Consider the following 19,840-nt stretch of genomic DNA (forward strand, 5'->3'; position numbering starts at 1 on the left):
CCTCCAAGCGCGCGGCCAAAGATAGCACGGTGAGGCAGGCGGCACAGACGCGGTCCCTGCGGCACACTTGGCTCGACCGTGCAGCCGAGCACCCCGCCCCAGGAGGGTCAATGTCGGATCGCGACGACATCCCGAGCCCCGACGCAGAGCCCTCCCGGAAGCCGGTCCGTGACCTCTCGGGTCCCGGCCGGACGGCTCGCAAGGTCGCGGGTGCGCGTCGCAACCCCGCCGCACTGGGCTACGAGGAGACCGCGCCGCACTGGCTCCGGGTCGTGGCCGGGTGGTCGTGGCGCATCCTGGTGGTCGTCGCCGCGGTGTCACTGGTGTTCTGGGCGACATCCAGGGTGCTGCTGCTCTTCATCGCCGTGTTCCTGGCCCTGGTCTTCACCGCGGTGCTGCGGCCCGTGGTCAACGTGATGTCCCGGATCATGCCGCGTGGGCTCGCCACGGCGCTGTCCCTGGTGCTGTCGATCACCGTGATCGCCGGGCTCTTCACCTACATCGGCCTGTCCGTCGCCGGGCAGTGGGAGAACCTCGGTGAGCAGTTCAACGACGGCATCGCCACGATCTTCGACTTCCTCGCCGACAGCCCGCTGAACCTGACGATCACCAACGAGGACGTCGAGGGATGGCTCACCTCGGGCCAGGAGTGGATCTCCGAGAACAGCGGGGCGATCGCGAGCCAGGCCCTGACCGGTGCGGGCTCGGTGGCACTGGTCTTCACCGCCATCGCGCTGGCGGTGTTCTGCACGGTCTTCTTCCTCATCCGTGGCACCGAGATGTGGCTCTGGTTCCTCAACCAGCTGCCGATGCGCATGCGCGCGAGCTGGCACGCGGGAGGGGGCGTGGCCTGGTACACGTTCTCGGGCTACACCCGCGGCACCTTCATCATCGCTGCCGCGGACGGCGTGCTGGCCGCGATCGCCCTGATCATCCTGGGGGTCCCGCTCGCCGCACCTCTCGCGGTGCTGGTGTTCATCGGGGCGTTCATCCCGCTGATCGGCGCTCCGCTGGCCATGGTGATCGCGATGATCGTGGCCCTCGCGGCGAACGGTGTGATCAACGCCGTCCTCGTCGGGGTCGTCATCGCCCTCATCGGTCAGTTCGAGGGACACGTCCTGCAGCCCCTGGTGATGGGCAAGCAGGTGTCCCTCCACCCGGTGGCAGTCGCCCTCGCGGTCACCGGGGGGACCTTGGTCGCCGGGATCCTCGGTGCGGTCATCTCGGTGCCGCTGGTCGCCGTCGCGTGGGCGGTGTTCTCCCGACTACGACGGACCGACCCGCCGACCGAGCTCGAGGACCTGGAGGACGAGACCGTCGAGGACGACGAGGTCGCCACGAGCTCCTGACGACCCCGCCGGGGCTCAGCCGCCCAGCACCCCGAGCAGTCGCTCGAGCTCGGCGCGCACCGGCGCCGACGGCGGCAGGAGAGGTGGGGGCAGGGCCCCGAGCCGCAGCCCGAGGATCTCTCCGACCAGGTGGACGACCCGTGGTCCGCCGGACGCGAGAGCCAGGCCGACCACAGGCTCGAGCGGTGCCATGGCGGCCTGCGCGGCAGCAGGGTCCTGTGAGGCCGCGGCCCGTGCGACCGCGGTGTACGGGCCTGGCAGGACGCCGGCGAGCCCCGAGTGCCAGGTGCTGGCCCCCTCGAGCAGCCCCGCGTAGCCGTGGCCGTCCCCGCTGAACCCGATCTCGATGCCGGCCGGCACTCGGTCACCCAGGTACCGGGCCCGCCGTCGTACCTCGTCGGCGTCCACGCCACGGTCCTTGATCCCCCCGATCCCGGGCGTGCGAGCAAGGGTGCACAGCATCTCGAGGGACAGGGCGACCCTGGTCGTGACCGGGTTGTGGTAAGCCCACACGGGCACCTCGGCGTGCTCCCCGACCGTCCGGTAGAGCTCGAGGACCTCGTCGTCGAGCAACGGCAGGTAGGAGGTGGTCGGTAGCAGCAGCGCGCTCACCCCGGCCTCCTGGGCGTCCTGCGCCAGCACCAGGACCTCGCGGGTGGTCAGCGCACCGACACCGACCACGACAGGGACCCGGGCGCACACGGCCTCGACGCCGACCTGCACGACCCGACGACGTGCGGCCCGGTCGAGGTACGCGAACCCTCCGGTGCTGCCGAGCAGGGCGATCCCGTCGACCCCGGCCAGCACGGCCCGGTCGGCCAGGTCCGCCAGTGCGGTCAGCGAGGCGTCGTCGACCTCGCCGTCGCGCGAGCGCGGGGTGGGCAGGTAGGCCACGAGAGGTCCGAGGAGCGGCACGCTCTCACGGTAGCGACCGGTCGAACGGGCCGGCCCCCTGGCTCACCGGAAGTCGCGCGAGGAGGTGCGCACCCGCAGCGACAGCGGTGCCAGGTGCTCGGCCAGCAGGTTGGTCGCGCCGTCGGCCCGTTCCAACCGGCCCCGGACCACCAGCGCGGCCGAGGTCCGCGCCACCGTGCGGAACCGCTGCCACAGCCCGGGGGTGCAGATGACGTTGAGCAGACCGGTCTCGTCCTCGATGGACAGGAAGGTCACCCCCCGGGCGGTCCCCGGCCGCTGCCGGTGGGTCACCACACCGGCGACCGCGACCCGTCGACCTGCCTCGTGCTCCAAGGATCGGGCGACGGTCAGCACCCCGGCCAGGTCCAGACGGTCCCGGACGTACTGGGTGGGGAAGGAGTCGACGGAGACCCCGGTGGCCCAGACGTCCGCGACGGCGAGCTCGACCTCGCTCATGCCCGGCAGCGTGGGTGCACTCACCCCCACCGAGACCCCGGGCAGGGTGTCAGGGCCCTCCTGCGCGAGCGCTCCTGCAGCCCACAGGCCCTCCCGACGGTCGATCCCGAGCCCACCCAGCGCCCCCCCGGTGGCCAGGGCCTCGAGCTGTGCGGTCCGCAGGTCCACCCGTCGCACCAGGTCCCGCAGGCCGAGGAAGGGACCACCCTGTGCGCGTGCGTCCACGATCCGTCCGGCCGCCGGCTCCCCCAGCCCGCGGACGGCGGCCAGCCCCAGACGCACGGCGAGGGGACCTGCGGGGCGGGGGCGCTCGAGCCCCGCCTGCACCCCGGAGAGCTGGAGGTCGGGGCGCAGCACCTCGACGTCGTGCCGCCGGGCGTCGGCCACCAGGGACTGCGGGGAGTAGAACCCCATCGGCTGAGCCGCCAGCAGGCCGGCGTAGAAGGCGGCCGGGTGGTGGACCTTGAGCCAGGAGCTCGCGTAGACCAGGTAGGCGAAGGAGAAGGCATGGGACTCGGGAAAGCCGAAGTCCGCGAACGCCTTGAGCTTGTCGTAGATCTGTTCCCCGACCTCGGGGGTCACGCCCCGTTCGGCCATCCCGGACATCAGCCGCGCCCGCAGCGCCTCCATCCGCTCGGTCGAGCGCTTGGAACCCATCGCCCGGCGCAGCTGGTCGGCCTCGACCCCGGTGAACCCGGCGACGTCGATGGCCATCTGCATGAGCTGCTCCTGGAAGAGGGGCACCCCCTTGGTCTTGGCCAGCGAGCTCTCGAGCAACGGGTGCAGGTAGGTGACCTTCTCCCGACCACGGACCCGGTTGATGTAGGGATGTACCGACCCCCCCTGGATCGGCCCGGGTCGGATGAGCGCGACCTCGATGACGATGTCGTAGAAGCAGCGGGGCTGGAGCCGGGGCAGGGTCGCCATCTGGGCGCGGGACTCGACCTGGAACACCCCGACGGTGTCCGCCGCGCACAGCAGGTCGTAGACCGCGGGGTCGTCCTGGGGCAGCGAGTGCAGACCCAGCGCGGTCCCCTCGTGCTCGGCGACGAGCTCGAAGGCGATCCGCAGTGCCGAGAGCATGCCCAGTCCCAGCAGGTCGAACTTGACCAGCCCGGCGTCGGCGCAGTCGTCCTTGTCCCACTGGAGAACGGTGCGCCCGGGCATGCGGGCCCACTCGACCGGGCACACCTCGATCACGGGACGGTCGCACATGACCATGCCCCCCGAGTGGATGCCGAGGTGGCGCGGCAGACGCAGCAGGCGTTCGGCGAGGTCGATCACCGGCCCGGGGATCTCGGCCACGTCCGTGGCGGAGGGGGGCCGGTGGCTGACCGGCGGCGGGGGGTCCCGCGGGTCCTGGCCGCCCTCCGTCCCGATGCCGTCGTCGACCTCGGCGCCGGTCGTGGCGAGGTCACCCGCCCGGCGCGCGACGGCGTCCCCGGCGGCCCGTGCCGCCGGGGAGGCGTCGCGACCGTCCGCGGTGACGGGGTCGTGCCCACGCAGCGACCCCCACCTCTCGATGCTCTTGCTCCACGCGTCCTGCTGCCCGACGTCGTACCCCAGCGCCCGGGCCGCGTCGCGCACCGCCGAGCGGGGCCGGTAGGAGATGACGTTGGCGACCTGCGCCGCATGGGTGCGCCCGAAGCGTTCGTAGACGTGCTGGATGACCTCCTCGCGTCGCATCGACTCGATGTCCACGTCGATGTCGGGCGGCCCGTCCCGCTCGGGGGCCAGGAAGCGCTCGAAGAGCAGCCCGTGACGTACCGCGTCCACCGCGGTGATGCCCAGGGCGTAGCAGACCGCCGAGTTGGCGGCAGAGCCCCGGCCCTGGCACAGGATCCCCCGGTCGTGGCAGAAGGTGACCAGGTCATGGACGATCAGGAAGTAGCCCGGGAACCCGAGCCCCTCGATGACGTCGAGCTCGCGGGCGAGCTGGGCATGAGCCCCCGGGACCCGTTCGGCCTCGGGGGGCCCGTACCGGTCCAGGGCTCCACGTCGCACGAGCTCGCGCAGCCAGCTGGCCTCGTCGTGCCCGGAGGGCACCGGGTAGGGCGGCAGCTGGGGCGCGACGAGACTCAGGTCGAAGGCGCACTCGGCGGCGAGCTCGGCGGCGGTACGGACAGCCTGGGGGTGCCGTCGGTGCCGACCGGCCATCTCGACGGCCGAGCGCAGGTGCGCTCCCCCGCCCCCCGCGAGCCAGCCGTCCATGTCGTCCAGGCTCGACCGGGCCCGGACCGCCGCGAGCGCGCCGGCGAGGTCGGCGTCGGCCGGGCGGGCGTAGTGCACGTTCCCGGTCGCGACGAGGGGCAGCCGGGCCGTCCGGGCGAGCTCGGCGAGGGCATCGCACCGCTCGGAGTCCCAGGGGTCGCCCGAGTCGGTGATCTCGACCGCCACGTTCTGCGGGCCGAAGAGGTCAGTCAGCCGGTCGAGCTCGACGCGCGCCGCCTCGAGGTCGAAGCCCTGCTGGGCGCGACCCCGCATCAGGTCGGTCCGGCTGGTGGGCTCGAGCGCCTGGCGCACGGCTCCCTTGCGGCAGCCGGTGAGCACGAGCCACTGGCCGTCGGCCCGGGCCGCCAGATCGGCCAGCCGGTAGTCGGCCGCCCCCTTGGCCCCGGTGGCCAGGTGCGCCTCCGCGATCGCCCGGGACAGCGAGCGGTACCCCGCATCGCCTCGGGCCAGCACCACGAGATGGGTCGCGCGGGGGTCGGGAGAGCCGGTCGGTGGGTCGAGCGCGCCGTCCGGACCGGCCAGGTGCAGCTCGGCGCCGAAGATCGTGGGCATCCCGACGGCGCGGGCCGCCTGGGCGAAGCGCACGACACCGTAGAGACCGTCGTGGTCGGTCAGAGCCAGACCGCTCAGCCCTAGCCGGGCCGCCTCGAGGACCAGCTCCTCGGGCTGGCTGGCCCCGTCCAGGAAGCTGAAGGCCGAGTGCGCGTGGAGCTCGGCGTAGCGCAGCGCACCTCCCGGCCCACCGGTCCGGTCAGTCATAGCGGGCCTCCACGGTCCACACACCCTCGCTCAGCGCGAGCAGCACCGCGCTGCCGTCGGCCGTCACCACCTGGAGGTAGACCTGACGCCGTGGGGTCCGGCTCCACCACCGCTGCACCATCGGCCAGGGGCCGGCCCAGCCCTGGACGGCTGCCTCGTGCGTGGCGGACCACCGCAGGAGCGAGGGCTCGGTGCTGAGCTCGAGCCGCGCGCTGACCTGGACCACATCACCCTCGGGGCCGTGCAGCCCCACCACCGCGGGAGGGGTCAGGACGGTGGCGGGGGCCGGGGCGGGGAGCCGTCCGGGCCACGGCCGGGCCACGGGCCGGGGCGCGGGGAGCTCCTCCCCCCAGGGCACCAGGTGCACCTGGTCACGCGCGTCACGTCCCCCCTGGACGGCCGGGCTGAGGACGGCCTCGGCACCGATCAGGCCCTGCACCCGGTGCAGGGCGCGGTGCGCGCGCAGGTCCGCACCGCTGGCCATCCCCCAGAGCCTGCCCTGCTCGGCGCCCGCCTGGACGACCTCCTCGGCGCGCAGCCCCAGCCGGACCAGCGGGGCGGGCCTCGGGGTACCGACCCCGCCACCGCCACCGGAGCCCCCGGTGCCGCTGCCGGTCAGCCAGCCCTCGAGCTGCCAGCGCACCCGGTCGGTCATCCTGGACACGGACAGTCCCCCGAGCACGGCGTCGGTGCGCCAGGTCCGGACCAGCTCCTGGCCGTCCTGCGTGCGGGCGCTGATCTCGAGCCGGCCGCAGCCTGCACCACGGTCCACCAGCTGGGCGTGGAGCTGCTCGGCCAGACGTCGGGCCGCGAAGGCGGTCGCCTCGATCCGCTCGACCGGTGGGTCGAGGTCCTGCTGGACCGCGACGTCGGGCTGGAGGCGTCGCACGGCGGTGGGTCGCTCGTCCTGCCCCGAGGCCACCCGGTGCGCCCAGGCCCCGAGCTCACCGAACCGCGCACGGACGTCCGCCCCGGGCAGCCGGGCCAGGTCACCCAGGGTGTGCAGCCCGAGCCGGACCAGCAGGTCCACCAGCTCGGGGACCTGACCGGCCAGGAGGTCGTGGGTCGGCACGTGGACGAGCTCGGTGACCGCCATCGGCGCGAGGAAGGCCGCGGCCGCTCCCTGCGGGACCAGGCGTGAGGTGCGAGCGGCCAGCACCGCGGCCCCGGCGCCGTCGGACACCCCCACCGCCGACTCGTAGCCGGTCTGCTCGGCCACGCCGGTCACCAGGAGCTCGGCGAGGGTCGCCTCGGAGCCGTGGAACCGGCTCGCCCCCTGGGCGGGCAGCAGGAGCAGGCCGGGGCGAGCCACCTCGATCCCGGCGACCACGCTCTCTGCGGCCACGGCCACCGGCTCGAAGAGACGCACGTCGCGGCCGGCGTCGGCGTCCAGGAGGACGAGGTCGGGGCTGCACTCCTGCGCCTGGCGGCGACGCATGCCGCGCCGCACGCCGTGCGCACGTGCCGGGGCCGAGACGGCGGTGACCCGCCGGCCGTCGTGCACGGCGGCCGGCCGGTGCGCGGGGACCTCCTCGGCGGTCATCGCCGCGAGCACCGGCCAGTCCGGGACCCACAGGGCGGCGATCCGGGACGGGGTGCTCATCCTGCTCGTCTCCTCTCGCCCTGGGGCGCCGTCGGCCCCACCGGTTCCTGGACCGGCACCTGCCGTCCGGGGGCCACAGGGGCCACCGCTCCACCCCAGGGCGCAGGTGCCTCGGGAAGCACCACCTCGGTACGCATCGGCCGGGTGGCGCTCCCCCGCCCAGCCCGGTGCACCGTGAGCCGCCGGCTACGCAGCCGACCGTGCCCGCGCCCCAGCCCTTCCCACCGTGACGCCTCCGCCGTGAGCACGACGTGCGCCCCGGGCCAGGGGGCGGTGGGGATCAGCACCGCGGAGCGCTCGCGTGCACGGGCTGCCAGACGGCGCCGGTCGGCGGGACCCAGGGCGACCCCAGGACCGAGCACCACGATGTCGACGCCGTCGATCAGCGCCGCGACCACGGACGGGGCGTCCGGGCCGGGGGACGGCACCAGAGCCACCCGGTCCAGCACCAGACCCAGCTGGTGCGCAGCGAGCACACCGACCTCGGGCAGCCCGACCACCGCGGCCCAGGCCCCGGCCTGCGAGGCCGCGGCGATCAGGGCGAGCACCAGGGAGGTGGACCCGTCCACGACCACCGTGGTGCCGCGGTCCAGCGCGCCCGAGGGCAGCAGCCCGGCCACCCCGCTGTGCACCGGCAGGAACCGGGTCGCCGCCTCGGGGTCGATCTCGGGCGGCGTCCCCTGACCTGCTGTCGGGTTCGGTGGGGAGACAGGCGTCACCGCACCGGTCACCAGGGCGAGATCGACGAGCCGGTCCGATGCAGGAGCCGCGGGACCCGTGGGCTGCTGCTGCCCCGCGAGGACGACCCGACGACCGGCCCCGGTGCGCTCCTCCGCGCGGGCCAGCACGGCCCGGGCGAACGCCGCGCGGTCAGCCCCGACGAGGCCCGCGACGGGCTCGGGGGACCGCACGTCCAGCGCACCCATCAGGATCTCCCGTCGCACACACCAGCAGCTCCACGAGCCGCTGTTCGAACACCTGTTCGAGTATGCCAGTACACGCTGACACGGGGTGCGTGTCAATCCGCCGGGGCCGGCCGAGGCCTTGCGCACAGGGGGTACAGTGATGATGACTTGATGAAAGTATATAATCCCTCACAAGGAGTCCTGTGCCCCTCCGGACCACACCCTCGGACCTGCCGATCCACGAGATCAAGGCCGAGCTCTTCAAGGCCCTGGGCCACCCGCTGCGAGTCCGGGTGCTCGAGCTGCTCATCCCCGGCGAGCGCGCCGTCAGCGACCTCCTGGAGGCCACCGGGCTCGAGGCCTCCCACCTCTCCCAGCACCTGGCCGTGCTGCGTCGGACCGGGCTGGTCGTCGCCCGCCGCGAGGGCAACGCCGTGCACTACCGGCACGCGCACCCCGGGGTGGCTGACCTCCTGACCGCAGCACGCACCGTGCTGCTCAGCACCCTGGCCGGGACCCGTGACGCCCTGGCCGACCTCGAGGAGAACCCTCTGCCCGCCGCGAGCGCGCAGCGGTGACCGCCGGACCTCCTCCCTCCGCAGCGCCCCGCGCACCCCGCGACACCGGGCCCACCGACCCCACGGGCGCCCCTGACCGGACCGACCGCCGCGCCGCCCTGCGCGCCGCCCTGACCACCCTGGGCCGCCGGACGCTGCCCCGCCGCAGCGACTACGCGGGTCTGCGCGGCAGCTGGCGGGCCGACGCCCTGGCCGGGGTCACGGTCGCCGTCGTCGCCCTGCCCCTGGCCCTCGGCTTCGGGGTCACCTCCGGGGTGGGTGCCGCAGCAGGGCTGGTCACCGCGGTCGTCGCCGGCCTGGTCGCCGCCGTGCTGGGTGGGTCCAACCTCCAGGTCTCGGGGCCGACCGGCGCGATGACCGTCGTCCTGGTCCCCGTGGTCGCCCGGTACGGGCCTGAGTCGGTCCCGACGGTCGCGATCATGGCCGGAGGCCTGGTGCTGCTCGGCGGGGTGGTGGGCCTGGGCCGGCTCGTGGCCTACATCCCGTGGCCCGTGGTCGAGGGCTTCACGATGGGCATCGGCGTGGTCATCGCCGCCCAGCAGATCCCGCTGGCGCTGGGAACCGCCCCCGCGCCCGGGGAGAACGCCGGCCTGGTCGCCCTGCGCACCCTGGGCCGGGTCGACTGGTCCACCGCCTGGGTGTCCCTGGCGATCGTCGGCCTGGTCGTGGCCGTCATGCTGCTGCTGCCCCGGGTCAACCGGACCCTGCCCGCCTCCCTGATCGCCGTGGTCGTCGCGACCGTGCTCGCCGCGACCACCCGCCTGGACGTCGCGCGCATCGGCGTCATCCCCGACTCGCTGCCGTTGCCGTCGGTCCCCTCGCTGACCCCCGAGTCGACCAGCGCCCTGTTCTCCGCGGCGCTCGCCATCGCCGCGCTCGCCGCGCTGGAGAGCCTGCTCTCCGCCCGCGTGGCCGACGGGATGGCCGACGACCTGCCCCGCACCGCACCGAACCGTGAGCTCGTCGGTCAGGGTGCCGCCAACATCGCCGCCGGGCTGTTCGGGGGGATCCCCGCCACCGGGGCCATCGCCCGGACGGCCGTCAACGTCCGCGCGGGGGCCCGCACCCGGGTCGCCTCGGCCCTGCACGCCGTGGTGCTCGCCGGGGTGGTCTACGCCGGAGCCCCCCTGGTGGCGCACATCCCGCTGCCCGCCCTGGCGGGCGTGCTGCTGGTCACCGCGGCGCGCATGGTCGACCTGCCGACCGCCCGGTCCATCTGCCTGTCGGGACGGTCCGGCGCCCTGGTCTTCAGCCTGACGCTGGCGACAACGGTCGTCTTCGACCTGGTGGTCGCGGTCGAGGTCGGGGTCGCCGTGGCTGCTCTCCTGGCCCTGCGGGCGATGGCGCAGGCCAGCGGCCTGCACCGCGAGGAGCTCACCCTGCCCGAGGTCGACGGCGAGTCCGAGCGGGCGCTGCTGAACGAGCACATCGCCGTGTTCCGCATCGACGGCGCCCTGTTCTTCGCCGACGTGCGGCGGTTCCTCGACGAGCTCGCCCAGGTCGCCGACGTCCGGGTGGTCGTGCTGCGGCTGTCGGCGATCCGGGTGCTGGACACCAGTGGGGCCAACGCCCTGGCCGAGATCGTCGCCGACCTGCAACGCCGCGGCATCGTCGTGCTGCTCAAGGGGCTTCGTCCCGAGCACCGCAGGGTCGTGGAGGCCGTGGGGGTGCTCAACGAGCTGCAGCACCACAAGCACCTCTTCGACTCCCTCGAGGATGCCGTGGCCCACGCCCGGTCCCACGTGCACCGCCACCCCCACGGCCGTCCGCCCCAGGTGCGCCCCTCGCCCACCCGGGCATGATGGACCGGGCAACGACCCCGACCCCAGGAGCACCCGTGGACCTGACCCGCCCGACCGCCCCGGACCCGTACAGCCTGCTCCCGCAGGTGCACCCCTTCACGCTGCTGAGCGACGACATCGCCGACGACGTCCCGCTGGCTGCCCCGTTCACGGCCGAGGGTGGGAGCACCTCACCGCACCTGCGCTGGGAGGGGTTCCCCGAGGGCACCCGCAGCTTCGTCGTCTCCTGCTTCGACCCCGACGCCCCGACCCCGGCCGGCTTCTGGCACTGGACCGTGGCGAACCTTCCTGCCGCGACCACCTCGCTGCCCACCGGTGCGGGGTCCCCGGACGGCCAGATGCTCCCCCGCTCGGCCTTCCAGACGCGCAACGACGGCGGCGGGGTCGGGTACACCGGTGCGGCACCCCCCGCAGGTGACCGCGTGCACCGCTACGTCTTCGCCGTGCACGCGCTCGACGTGGACCACCTCGACCTGGACGGCGCGGCGACCCCGACCACCGTGGCCTTCACCGCGCTGTTCCACACCGTGGGCCGTGCCGTGCTGACCCCGACCTTCCAGGCCTGAGCCGGTGCCGGGCCTCGGCACGCTGACCTGGGTGGCAGCGCTGGACCACCCTGACCTCCTCGCCCCGGGCACGGCAGCTGCGCTGCGGTCCTGGGCCGACCGAGACGACCGCGTCGCCTCGCGGGTCACCGTGGCCTCGATCGATCCCGACCTGGCCGACACCGTGGCCCTGACCGCCGCCTACGACCTGCCGCTGGACGCCTCGGCGAACTGCGTGGTCGTCGCGGGCCGCCGTGCCGGTGACGAACGGGTCGCGGCGGCGGTCGTCCTGGCCACGACCCGCGCCGACGTGAACTCGGCGATCAAGCGTCTGCTCGACGTCCGCAAGGCCTCGTTCCTGTCCATCGACCGTGCGGTCGCGGAGTCCGCGATGGAGTACGGCGGCATCACCCCCATCGGCCTGCCGGCCGGGTGGCGGGTGCTGGTGGACTCGCGGGTCGCCGAGTCCGGTCCGGTGATCGTGGGCAGCGGGCTGCGTCGGTCGAAGGTCGCCATGCCCGGCGACCTGCTCGCCGCCATGCCCGGCGTCGAGGTCGTCGAGGGTCTGGCCCTGGACTGACCCGGCCCGGTCGTCCTAGACCTCGCGGGTCGCCCAGAACGCGACGGCCGAGGCCGCGGCCACGTTGAGCGAGTCCACCCCTCCCGCCATCGGGATCCGCACCACCCGGTCGGCAGCCTGCACCGCCGCGCGCGAGAGCCCGTCGCCCTCGGTGCCGAGCACCAGCGCCAGTCGGTCCGGGGGCGCGGCGGCGAGCTCGTCGAGGGTCACCGCGTCGTCCGACAGCGCAAGGGCAGCCACGGTGAACCCGTCCTCGCGCAACGCGTCCAGGCCCGCGGGCCAGCTCTCCAGGCGGGTCCACGGCACCTGGAAGACCGTCCCCATGGAGACCCGTACGCTGCGCCGGTACAGCGGGTCGGCGCAGCGTGGCGAGACCAGCACCGCGTCGACCCCGAGCGCGGCGGCGCTGCGGAAGATCGCGCCGACATTGGTGTGGTCGACGATGTCCTCGAGGACCGCGACCCGGCGTGCGCCCGCTCCCCCACGCGCCGCGGCGAGCAGCTCGTGCACCGCGAGCAGCGGAGGGCGGTGCATGGCCGCGAGCGCACCGCGGTGCAGGTGGAAGCCGGTGATCGTCTCGAGCAGCCCGGCGTCGGCGACGAAGACCGGCACGTCGCCCTCGGGCCCGCCGCCGACGGCCTCGATGAGGTCCTCGAGGTCGGGCAGCCAGCGCGGGGCCATGAGCAGGGACCGAGGGCGGTGCCCGGCGGCCACCGCCCGACGGATGACCGTCGAGCTCTCGGCGATGTACAGGCCCTTGGCGGGCTCGTGCTTGGCACGCAGCGCGACGTCGGTCAGCCGCAGGTAGTCGCTCAGGCGCTCGTCGTCGGCCGAGGTCAGGTGATGGAGGGCCACGCGGGACATCCTCTCGCGGTCCGGTGCCCCGACCCGGCCGGGGTCAGTCGACCGACGCCGTCGCGGCGGCGAACTGGCTCGCGTACAGGGCCGCGTAGGCACCGCCCGCCCCGAGCAGCTCCGCGTGCGTGCCCTTCTCGACGATCTGCCCGCGGTCCATCACCAGGATCACGTCGGCGTCGCGGATGGTCGACAGGCGGTGCGCGATGACGAACGAGGTCCGGCCCGAGCGCAGCGTGGCCATCGCCTGCTGCACGTGTACCTCGGTCCGCGTGTCCACCGAGGAGGTCGCCTCGTCCAGGATGAGGATCGTGGGGTCGGCCAGGAACGCGCGCGCGATGGTGATGAGCTGCTTCTCGCCCACGCTGACGTTGTTGCCCTCCTCGTCGATGACCGTCTCGTACCCGTCGGGCAGGCTGCGCACGAAGTGGTCGACCTCGGCGGCCCGGGCCGCCTCGACCACGTCCTGGTGGGTCGCGCCGATCCGGCCGTAGGCGATGTTGTCGGCAATGGTGCCGCCGAAGAGCCAGGTGTCCTGGAGCACCATCCCGATGCGGCGGCGCAGGTCCTCACGGTGCATCGTGGCCACGTCGACGCCGTCCAGCGTGATGCGGCCCGCGTCGACCTCGTAGAACCGCATGATGAGGTTGACCAGGGTGGTCTTCCCGGCCCCTGTGGGACCCACCACGGCCACGGTCTGGCCAGGCTCGGCGACCAGGTCCAGGTCCTCGATCAGCGGGGTCTGCGGCTCGTAGCGGAACGAGACGCCCTCGAAGGCGACCCTGCCCCGCAGCGGCGGCTGGGGCGGGGTCGTGGGCTCCGGGGACTGCTCGGGGGCGTCCAGGAGCTCGAAGACCCGCTCGGCCGAGGCGATGCCCGACTGCAGCAGGTTGATCATCGCCGCGACCTGGGTGATCGGCTGGGTGAACTGCCGGGAGTACTGGATGAAGGCCTGCACCTCGCCCAGGGTCAGCGAGCCCGAGGCCACTCTCAGCCCGCCGACCACAGCGATGGCCACGAAGTTCAGGTTCGCCACGAACATCATCGCGGGCTGGATCACGCCCGAGATGAACTGGGCCTTGAAGCTCGCGTCGTACAGCGCCTCGTTCTCGGTGTGGAAGGTGCGCGAGGCCGCGGCCTGCTGACCGAAGACCTTGACCAGCGCGTGGCCGGTGTACATCTCCTCGACGTGGGCATTGAGGGTCCCGGTGCGCTTCCACTGCTGGACGAACTGCGGCTTGGACCGCTTGGCGATCGCCGCGGTGACCACCCCCGCGACCGGGATGGTGAGCAGGGCGATCAGTGCGAGGAGCGGGGAGATCCAGAACATCATCACCAGCACGCCCAGGATGGTCAGCATCGCGGTGATCAGCTGGCTCAGGGTCTGCTGGAGCGTCTGGGCGAGGTTGTCGATGTCGTTGGTCACCCGGGAGAGCAGCTCACCACGAGGCTGCTTGTCGACGTAGCCCAGGGGCAGCCGGCCGAGCTTGTCCTCGACGTCCTGGCGCAGCCGGTAGACGGTCCGCTGGACGGCGTGGGTGGTCAGCAGGCCCTGCAGCCAGCCGAACAGCCAGGCTCCGACGTACAGCGCGAGCACCCCGAGCAGCACCACCTGCAGGGCCGCGAAGTCCACCCCCTGGCCGGGGACGACGTCCATCGCGGCGAGCATGTCGGCCTGGGTCTGCTGGCCCTGCGCGCGCAGCGCCGCGACCGCCTCGTCCTGGGTGATCTCCCCGCTGAGCCGGCCGCCGATCACCCCGTCGAAGATGATGTTCGTCGCATGGCCCAGGATTCGCGGGCCGAGCACCGAGAGCGCGACGCTCACGACCGTCAGGGCGATGACCGCGAGGAGCACGAGCCGTTCGGGCCGCAGCACGCCCAGCAGCCGACGGGCCGAGCCCCGGAAGTCCGACGCCTTGGCCACGGGCATGCCGGCCACGCCGTGGCCCATCGGGCCCTGGGGGCGCACCGGGGGGCGCGTGACGGCGCTCATGCGGCCTCCTTCTCGCTGACCTGGGAGAGCACGATCTCGCGGTAGGTCTCGTTGTCCGCCATGAGCTCGGCGTGCGTCCCCGCGCCGACCACGGCGCCCTGGTCGAGCACGATGATCCGGTCGGCGGTGCGGATGGTGCTGACCCGCTGCGCGACGATCAGCACGGTGGCCTCCCGGGTCTCAGGGGCCAGCGCCTGGCGCAGAGCCGCGTCGGTCGCGAAGTCCAGGGCCGAGAAGGAGTCGTCGAAGAGGTAGATGCCGGGCTTGCGGACCAGGGCACGGGCGATCGCCAGGCGCTGACGCTGACCGCCCGAGACGTTGGTGCCGCCCTGGCTGATCTCGGCGTCGAGCCCGCCCATCTCCCGGACGAACTCGGCGGCCTGGGCCACCTCGAGCGCGTGCCAGAGCTCGGTCTCGGTCGCCTCGGGCCGGCCGTAGCGCAGGTTGGAGCCGACGCTCCCCGAGAACAGGTAGGGCTTCTGCGGCACCAGGCCGATCTTGCCCCACAGGACGTCCTGCGCGAGGTCGCGCACGTCCACGCCGTCGACCAGGACGGCGCCACCTGTCGCGTCGAACAGCCGCGGCACCAGGCCCAGGAGCGTGGTCTTGCCGGAGCCGGTCGAGCCGATGATCGCGGTGGTACGGCCCGGCACCGCCTCGAGGTCGATGCCGCGCAGCACGGGCTGCTCGGCCCCCGGGTAGCGGAACTCGACGTCGCGCATCTCCAGGTGACCACGCAGCTCGACCGAGGCGATCGGACGGGCGGCGGGCACCACGGTCGAGTCGGTGTCCAGGACCTCGCGGATGCGCTCGGCCGAGACCTCGGCCCGTGGGACGAGCATGAACATCATCACGGCCATCATCACGGCCATGAGGATCTGCATCATGTAGCTGAGGAAGGCGACCAGCGAGCCGACCTGCATCCCGCCGCTGTCGATCCGGCCGGCGCCGAACCACAGGATCGCGACGCTCGACAGGTTCATGATCAGCATGACGGTCGGGAAGGTCAGCGCCATCAGCCGCCCGACCCCCACCGCCACGACCCGCAGGTCGTCGTTGGCCCCCGCGAACCGTTCCCGCTCGTGGGTGTCGCGCACGAACGCACGGATCACCCGGATGCCACCGATCTGCTCGCGCAGGATCCGGTTGATCGCATCGATGCGCACCTGCATGCTGCGGAACAGCGGACGCATCCGCCATACCGCCACGGCCAGCACTGCCACCAGCAGCGGGACGACCACGAGCAGCAGCGCCGAGAGCTGGACGTCCTCGCGCACGGCCATGAACACCCCGCCGACCACCATCACCGGGGCGGCGATCATCAGGGTCAGGCTCAGCAGGACGACCATCTGCACCTGCTGGACGTCGTTGGTGGTGCGGGTGATCAGCGAGGGGGCGCCGAAGTGCCCCATCTCGCGCGCCGAGAAGGTCTGGACGTGGTCGAACACCGATGCCCGCACGTCGCGCCCGAGGGACATCGCGACCCGGGCCCCCACGTAGACCGCGGCGACCGCGCAGAGCACCTGCACGAGGGTGATGGCGAGCATCACCCCACCCGTGCGCAGGATGTAGCTCGTGTCGCCCAGCGCGACCCCCTGGTCGATCAGGTCGGCGTTCAGGCTCGGCAGGTAGAGGTTGGCCATCGCCTGGACGAGCTGGAGCACCACGACCGCCCCGAGCAGGCGTCGGTAGGGACGCAGGTGCACCCGCAGCAGCCCGATCAGCACGAGCCCTCCGGCGTGCGCAGGGCGCCGTCGAGGAAGACGTCGACCAGGTCGTGGGGCCCGAGCGCGGCGAGGGCCTCCTGGGTGAGAGGTCGTGAGGCGGTCAGCACGAGGCCGACGACCAGGTGGGCGCACAGCCCCGGGTCCAGACGCAGCCGCTCCTGGTGGGGGGCGAGCAGCGTCCGGATCGCCTCGGTCACGACCTCGATCTGGTGCATCCCCTGCCGGTGGGCGCCCGGGCCGCGAGGGTGGGTGTGAGGGTCGTCCGTGCTCGGGGAGCCCGCGGCATGCTCCTGCTCGGCCAGCTGGTGCGCCACGGTCAGCACGCGGGCGGCGTCTCGGGAGCGCTCGAGCAGCGAGCCGACCGCGACGTGCAGGGTCGCGCGCAGGTCGGTGCCGGGCTCGATCGCGGCCAGGTCCTCGAGGAAGGGTGTGGGGTCCACGGCCTGGTGCAGGGCGGCGCGTACCAGGGAGTCCTTGTCCGGGAAGACGCGGAACAGGGTGCCCTCGGCGACCTCCGCCGCGGCGGCCAGCTCACGGGTGGTCACGCTGGTCCCCCGCGCGCAGAGCAGGGGGACGACGGCGCGCACGATGGCGGCTCGCCGGTCGTCGGCGGCCATCGGTGCGGCGCGGCCGGTGCGGCACGCGCTGCGGTCGGCGTCCTGGCCGCTCGGTGCGGGAGGCTCGCCCGGATCGGCGCCCGGAGCAGGGGGTGGGGAGCCGTCGGAGGGCGACGTCACGGTGATCACCCGCGCAGCCTACACTGAGTGAGCACTCACTCAGGCGTTGCCCCAGGGCAGCCGCACCCGTCGAGCAGGACGACGGCCCCGGTCCGGACCGTGGAGGTCCTGACCGGGGCCGAGGCCGTGCCGGGTCGCGGCTAAGAGGGCTGCGACTCCCCCGCGCCCGTCGCGGGAGGAGCCTGCGGCGAGCCACCGTCGTCGGACGCCGGGGCGGGCGCCCCCGACCCCTGCGGTGCGCCACCGCCGCTCGGGGTGACGCCCCGCGCGCGGGTGCCCCCGCCCAGCGTGCCGGCACTCGTCGCGTCCTTGGCCGCCGCCTCGGAGTCGCGTCGCGCCTCGGCGAGCGCCTGCGCCGGATCCGTCAGCGCCGCCGGGGGCAGCTCGTCCCCCTTGAGAGGCGACGTGCCCGGCGGGCGTCCGCTGCTGGTGACACCACTCTCACCGTCCCCGCCGCCGGTGAAGCCCTTGGACACGGCGTTGAGAGCAGCGGTGAACTCGGTCGGGATGAACCAGACCTTGTTCGACTCCGTCTGGGCGATCTCGGGCAGCATCTGCAGGTACTGGTAGGCCAGCAGCTTGGGGTCGGCGTCGCCCCGGTGGATGGCGTCGAAGACCTGCAGGATCGCCCGCGCCTCACCCTCGGCGTTGAGGATCGCCGCCTGGGCATTGCCCTCGGCGCGCAGGATCGCCGACTGCTTCTCACCCTCGGCCGTCAGGATCGCCGACTGCTTGACACCTTCGGCGGTCAGGATCGCCGCACGCCGATCACGCTCGGCGCGCATCTGCTGCTCCATCGAACCCTGGATGGACTGCGGCGGGTCGATCGACTTGAGCTCGACGCGGTTGACACGCACCCCCCACCTACCGGTGGCCTCGTCGAGCACACCGCGCAGCTGACCGTTGATCTGGTCACGACTGGTCAGGGTCTGCTCGAGGTCCATCGAGCCGACGACGTTACGCAGCGTGGTGACGGTCAGCTGCTCGATGCCCTGGATGTAGTTCGCGATCTCGTAGACCGCTGAGCGTGGCTCGGTGACCTGGAAGTAGATGACCGTGTCGATGCTCACCACGAGGTTGTCGGAGGTGATCACCGGCTGCGGGGGGAACGACACGACCTGCTCACGCAGGTCGACCGAGGCCCGAACCCGGTCGACGAACGGGATGAGCAGGTGCAGACCGGCGTCCATGGTCCGCGAGTAGCGGCCCAGCCGCTCGACGATGATCGCGACCGCCTGAGGCACGATCCGCACGGCACGGACGAGGGTGACGACGACGAACAGGGCCACCAGGGCCAGCACGAGGTAGAGGATGAACTGGTTGGCGGCGATGGTCGGGCTCTCTATCACGTGCGGTCCTCCTGGATGTCGGTCTGCGGTGAGGTGGCCGGGATGTCGGGCGGGTCCTGAGGTTCGGCGTCGAGCGGTCCGACCACGGCCGTCGCTCCCTCGATGCGCAGCACCCGCACCGAGATGTCGGCCGGGTAGGTGCGTCCGGGGGCCTCCGCCCGGGCCGACCACACCTCGCCGACCAGCTTGATCTGCCCCCCGCGGTCGGTGACCTCGGTCATCGTCACCGCGTGACGCCCGACCTGCGCGGCAGCGTTCGTCTCGACCAGGGGCATGCGCTTGCGCAGGTTGCGCAGCAGGTACGGGCGCAGCACGATCAGGAAGAACAGCGAGGTGAGTGCGAAGGTCAGCACCTGCACCGTGACGTTGGCCCCGAGCTGGCTCGCGACGAGTGCCGCGAGGGCGCCGCCGGCGAACATCAGCAGCACGAGGTCGAGGGTCAGGATCTCGATCACGCCGAGCGCCACAGCGGCCACCAGCCACCAGAGCCAGTGGATCTCGATCTGGTCCATGCGTCCCCTCACCCCGTGGCAGGCGGGTCCGGACGACGCCGTCCTGCCCGTCCGATCCTAGTCAGTGCCGCACCGACCGGGCATGTCGACGGACCACCGGTCTCAGGTGCGCGACCGGGCGGTCCACCGGTGGTCGTGCCGCTCGACCACGAGGTCCACCCCGAAGGTCTGGGACAGGTTCTGCGGCGTCAACGTCTCCTCGAGCGGACCGGCGGCATGGACCGCTCCGTCGCGCAGCAGCAGGGCATGCGTGAAGCCCGCGGGGATCTCCTCGACGTGGTGGGTCACCAGGACCAGCACGGGCGAGCGAGGGTCCGCGGCGATCTCGGAGAGCGCGGCGACGAGCTCCTCGCGGCCGCCGAGGTCAAGACCCGCGGCCGGCTCGTCGAGCAGCAGCAGCTCAGGATCGGTCATCAAGGACCGGGCGATCTGGGTGCGCTTGCGCTCGCCCTCGCTCAAGGTGCCGAACCTGCGCCCGGCCAGGTGCCCGACACCGAAGACGTCCAGCAGCGCCCGGGCTCGCTCGTGGTCCAGGGCCTCGTACTGCTCGCGCCAGCGGCCGGTCATCCCGTAGGCAGCGGTCAGGACCACGTCCACGACCGTCTCGGAGCCGGCGATGCGGTCGGCCAGGGCCGCGGAGGTCACCCCGATCCGCGGCCTCAGCTCGAAGACGTCCACCGCACCGAGCCGGGAGCCGAGGACGTCCGCCGTCCCCGAGCTGGGGTGCATCGCCCCCGAGGCGATCTGCAGCAGCGTCGTCTTCCCGGCTCCGTTGCGGCCCAGGACGACCCAGCGGTCGCCGTCGTCGACCGTCCACGTGACGCGGTCGAGGATCGTCTTGGGTCCCCTGCGCAGGCTCACGTCCTGCAGGTCCAGCACCGTGCTCATGAGGATCGACCCTAACGTGCCTGCCTGCTCGCGCCTCACCGGAGCGCCGGACCGG

At 73.1% G+C, this 19,840-nt stretch carries 16 protein-coding genes; 5 read left to right on the forward strand and 11 right to left on the reverse strand.

Going from position 1 to position 19,840, the window contains the following annotated elements:
• Positions 1-110 precede the first annotated feature (110 nt).
• On the forward strand, positions 111-1,349 hold the full coding sequence (locus tag M1R94_RS13015; RefSeq protein WP_249382132.1) for an AI-2E family transporter: 1,239 nt from the start codon (positions 111-113) through the stop codon (positions 1,347-1,349).
• 15 nt (positions 1,350-1,364) lie between these two features.
• Here M1R94_RS13015 and M1R94_RS13020 read toward each other — a convergent pair whose 3' ends face one another.
• Genes M1R94_RS13020 through M1R94_RS13035 form a run of 4 tightly spaced genes read right to left on the reverse strand, consistent with a single transcriptional unit; the run spans position 1,365 to position 8,240 of the window.
• Entirely contained in the window at positions 1,365-2,264 is a 900-nt protein-coding gene (locus tag M1R94_RS13020; protein ID WP_249382133.1) for a dihydrodipicolinate synthase family protein, read from the reverse strand.
• A gap of 42 nt (positions 2,265-2,306) precedes the next feature.
• Entirely contained in the window at positions 2,307-5,711 is a 3,405-nt protein-coding gene (locus tag M1R94_RS13025) for an error-prone DNA polymerase (RefSeq protein ID WP_249382134.1), read from the reverse strand.
• Positions 5,704-7,314, reverse strand: a complete 1,611-nt coding sequence (locus M1R94_RS20455) for a DNA polymerase Y family protein (protein ID WP_283253349.1) — start codon at positions 7,312-7,314, stop codon at positions 5,704-5,706. The genes M1R94_RS13025 and M1R94_RS20455 overlap by 8 nt, the downstream gene beginning before the upstream one ends.
• Positions 7,311-8,240: a hypothetical protein gene (locus M1R94_RS13035; protein ID WP_249382135.1), complete on the reverse strand. Its 930-nt coding sequence runs from the start codon at positions 8,238-8,240 to the stop codon at positions 7,311-7,313. Before M1R94_RS13035 ends, M1R94_RS20455 begins: the two co-directional genes overlap by 4 nt.
• 182 nt (positions 8,241-8,422) lie before the next feature.
• Here M1R94_RS13035 and M1R94_RS13040 point away from each other — a divergent pair, with 182 nt between their 5' ends.
• From M1R94_RS13040 to M1R94_RS13055, 4 genes are read left to right on the forward strand one after another with little or no spacing between them, the layout of a single operon-like run.
• Positions 8,423-8,797, forward strand: coding sequence for an ArsR/SmtB family transcription factor (locus M1R94_RS13040; protein ID WP_249382136.1), 375 nt, complete (start codon positions 8,423-8,425; stop codon positions 8,795-8,797).
• Complete coding sequence (locus M1R94_RS13045) at positions 8,794-10,599, forward strand: SulP family inorganic anion transporter (RefSeq protein WP_249382137.1); 1,806 nt, start codon at positions 8,794-8,796, stop codon at positions 10,597-10,599. Before M1R94_RS13040 ends, M1R94_RS13045 begins: the two co-directional genes overlap by 4 nt.
• Positions 10,600-10,634: 35 nt before the next feature.
• On the forward strand, positions 10,635-11,165 hold the full coding sequence (locus M1R94_RS13050; protein WP_249382138.1) for a YbhB/YbcL family Raf kinase inhibitor-like protein: 531 nt from the start codon (positions 10,635-10,637) through the stop codon (positions 11,163-11,165).
• Between the two features lie 31 nt (positions 11,166-11,196).
• A complete protein-coding gene (locus tag M1R94_RS13055) occupies positions 11,197-11,724 on the forward strand; it encodes a YbaK/EbsC family protein (protein ID WP_249382139.1) in 528 nt (175 codons plus the stop codon).
• A 15-nt stretch (positions 11,725-11,739) separates the two neighbouring features.
• On the opposite strand, the gene M1R94_RS13060 is transcribed toward M1R94_RS13055, so the two are convergent.
• The 7 genes from M1R94_RS13060 to M1R94_RS13090 form a co-directional block, all read right to left on the reverse strand.
• On the reverse strand, positions 11,740-12,588 hold the full coding sequence (locus tag M1R94_RS13060) for a TrmH family RNA methyltransferase (protein ID WP_374109466.1): 849 nt from the start codon (positions 12,586-12,588) through the stop codon (positions 11,740-11,742).
• 34 nt (positions 12,589-12,622) lie between these two features.
• Entirely contained in the window at positions 12,623-14,572 is a 1,950-nt protein-coding gene (locus M1R94_RS13065; RefSeq protein ID WP_283253350.1) for an ABC transporter ATP-binding protein, read from the reverse strand.
• Positions 14,569-16,299 (reverse strand): ABC transporter ATP-binding protein, encoded by a 1,731-nt coding sequence (locus M1R94_RS13070; protein WP_249382141.1) that lies wholly within the window; start codon positions 16,297-16,299, stop codon positions 14,569-14,571. Before M1R94_RS13070 ends, M1R94_RS13065 begins: the two co-directional genes overlap by 4 nt.
• Positions 16,293-17,045: a TetR/AcrR family transcriptional regulator gene (locus M1R94_RS13075; RefSeq protein WP_249382142.1), complete on the reverse strand. Its 753-nt coding sequence runs from the start codon at positions 17,043-17,045 to the stop codon at positions 16,293-16,295. Before M1R94_RS13075 ends, M1R94_RS13070 begins: the two co-directional genes overlap by 7 nt.
• Positions 17,046-17,176: 131 nt before the next feature.
• Positions 17,177-18,385 carry an SPFH domain-containing protein gene (locus M1R94_RS13080; RefSeq protein ID WP_249382143.1) on the reverse strand — a complete coding sequence of 403 codons (1,209 nt, stop codon included), beginning with the start codon at positions 18,383-18,385 and terminating at the stop codon, positions 17,177-17,179.
• Positions 18,382-18,897, reverse strand: a complete 516-nt coding sequence (locus M1R94_RS13085; RefSeq protein WP_283253351.1) for an NfeD family protein — start codon at positions 18,895-18,897, stop codon at positions 18,382-18,384. Before M1R94_RS13085 ends, M1R94_RS13080 begins: the two co-directional genes overlap by 4 nt.
• A 102-nt stretch (positions 18,898-18,999) precedes the next feature.
• Positions 19,000-19,785 carry an ABC transporter ATP-binding protein gene (locus tag M1R94_RS13090; RefSeq protein WP_249382144.1) on the reverse strand — a complete coding sequence of 262 codons (786 nt, stop codon included), beginning with the start codon at positions 19,783-19,785 and terminating at the stop codon, positions 19,000-19,002.
• Between the last annotated feature and the right edge of the window lie 55 nt (positions 19,786-19,840).

This window comes from Actinotalea alkalitolerans (genome assembly GCF_023369855.1).
GTDB lineage: Bacteria > Actinomycetota > Actinomycetes > Actinomycetales > Cellulomonadaceae > Actinotalea.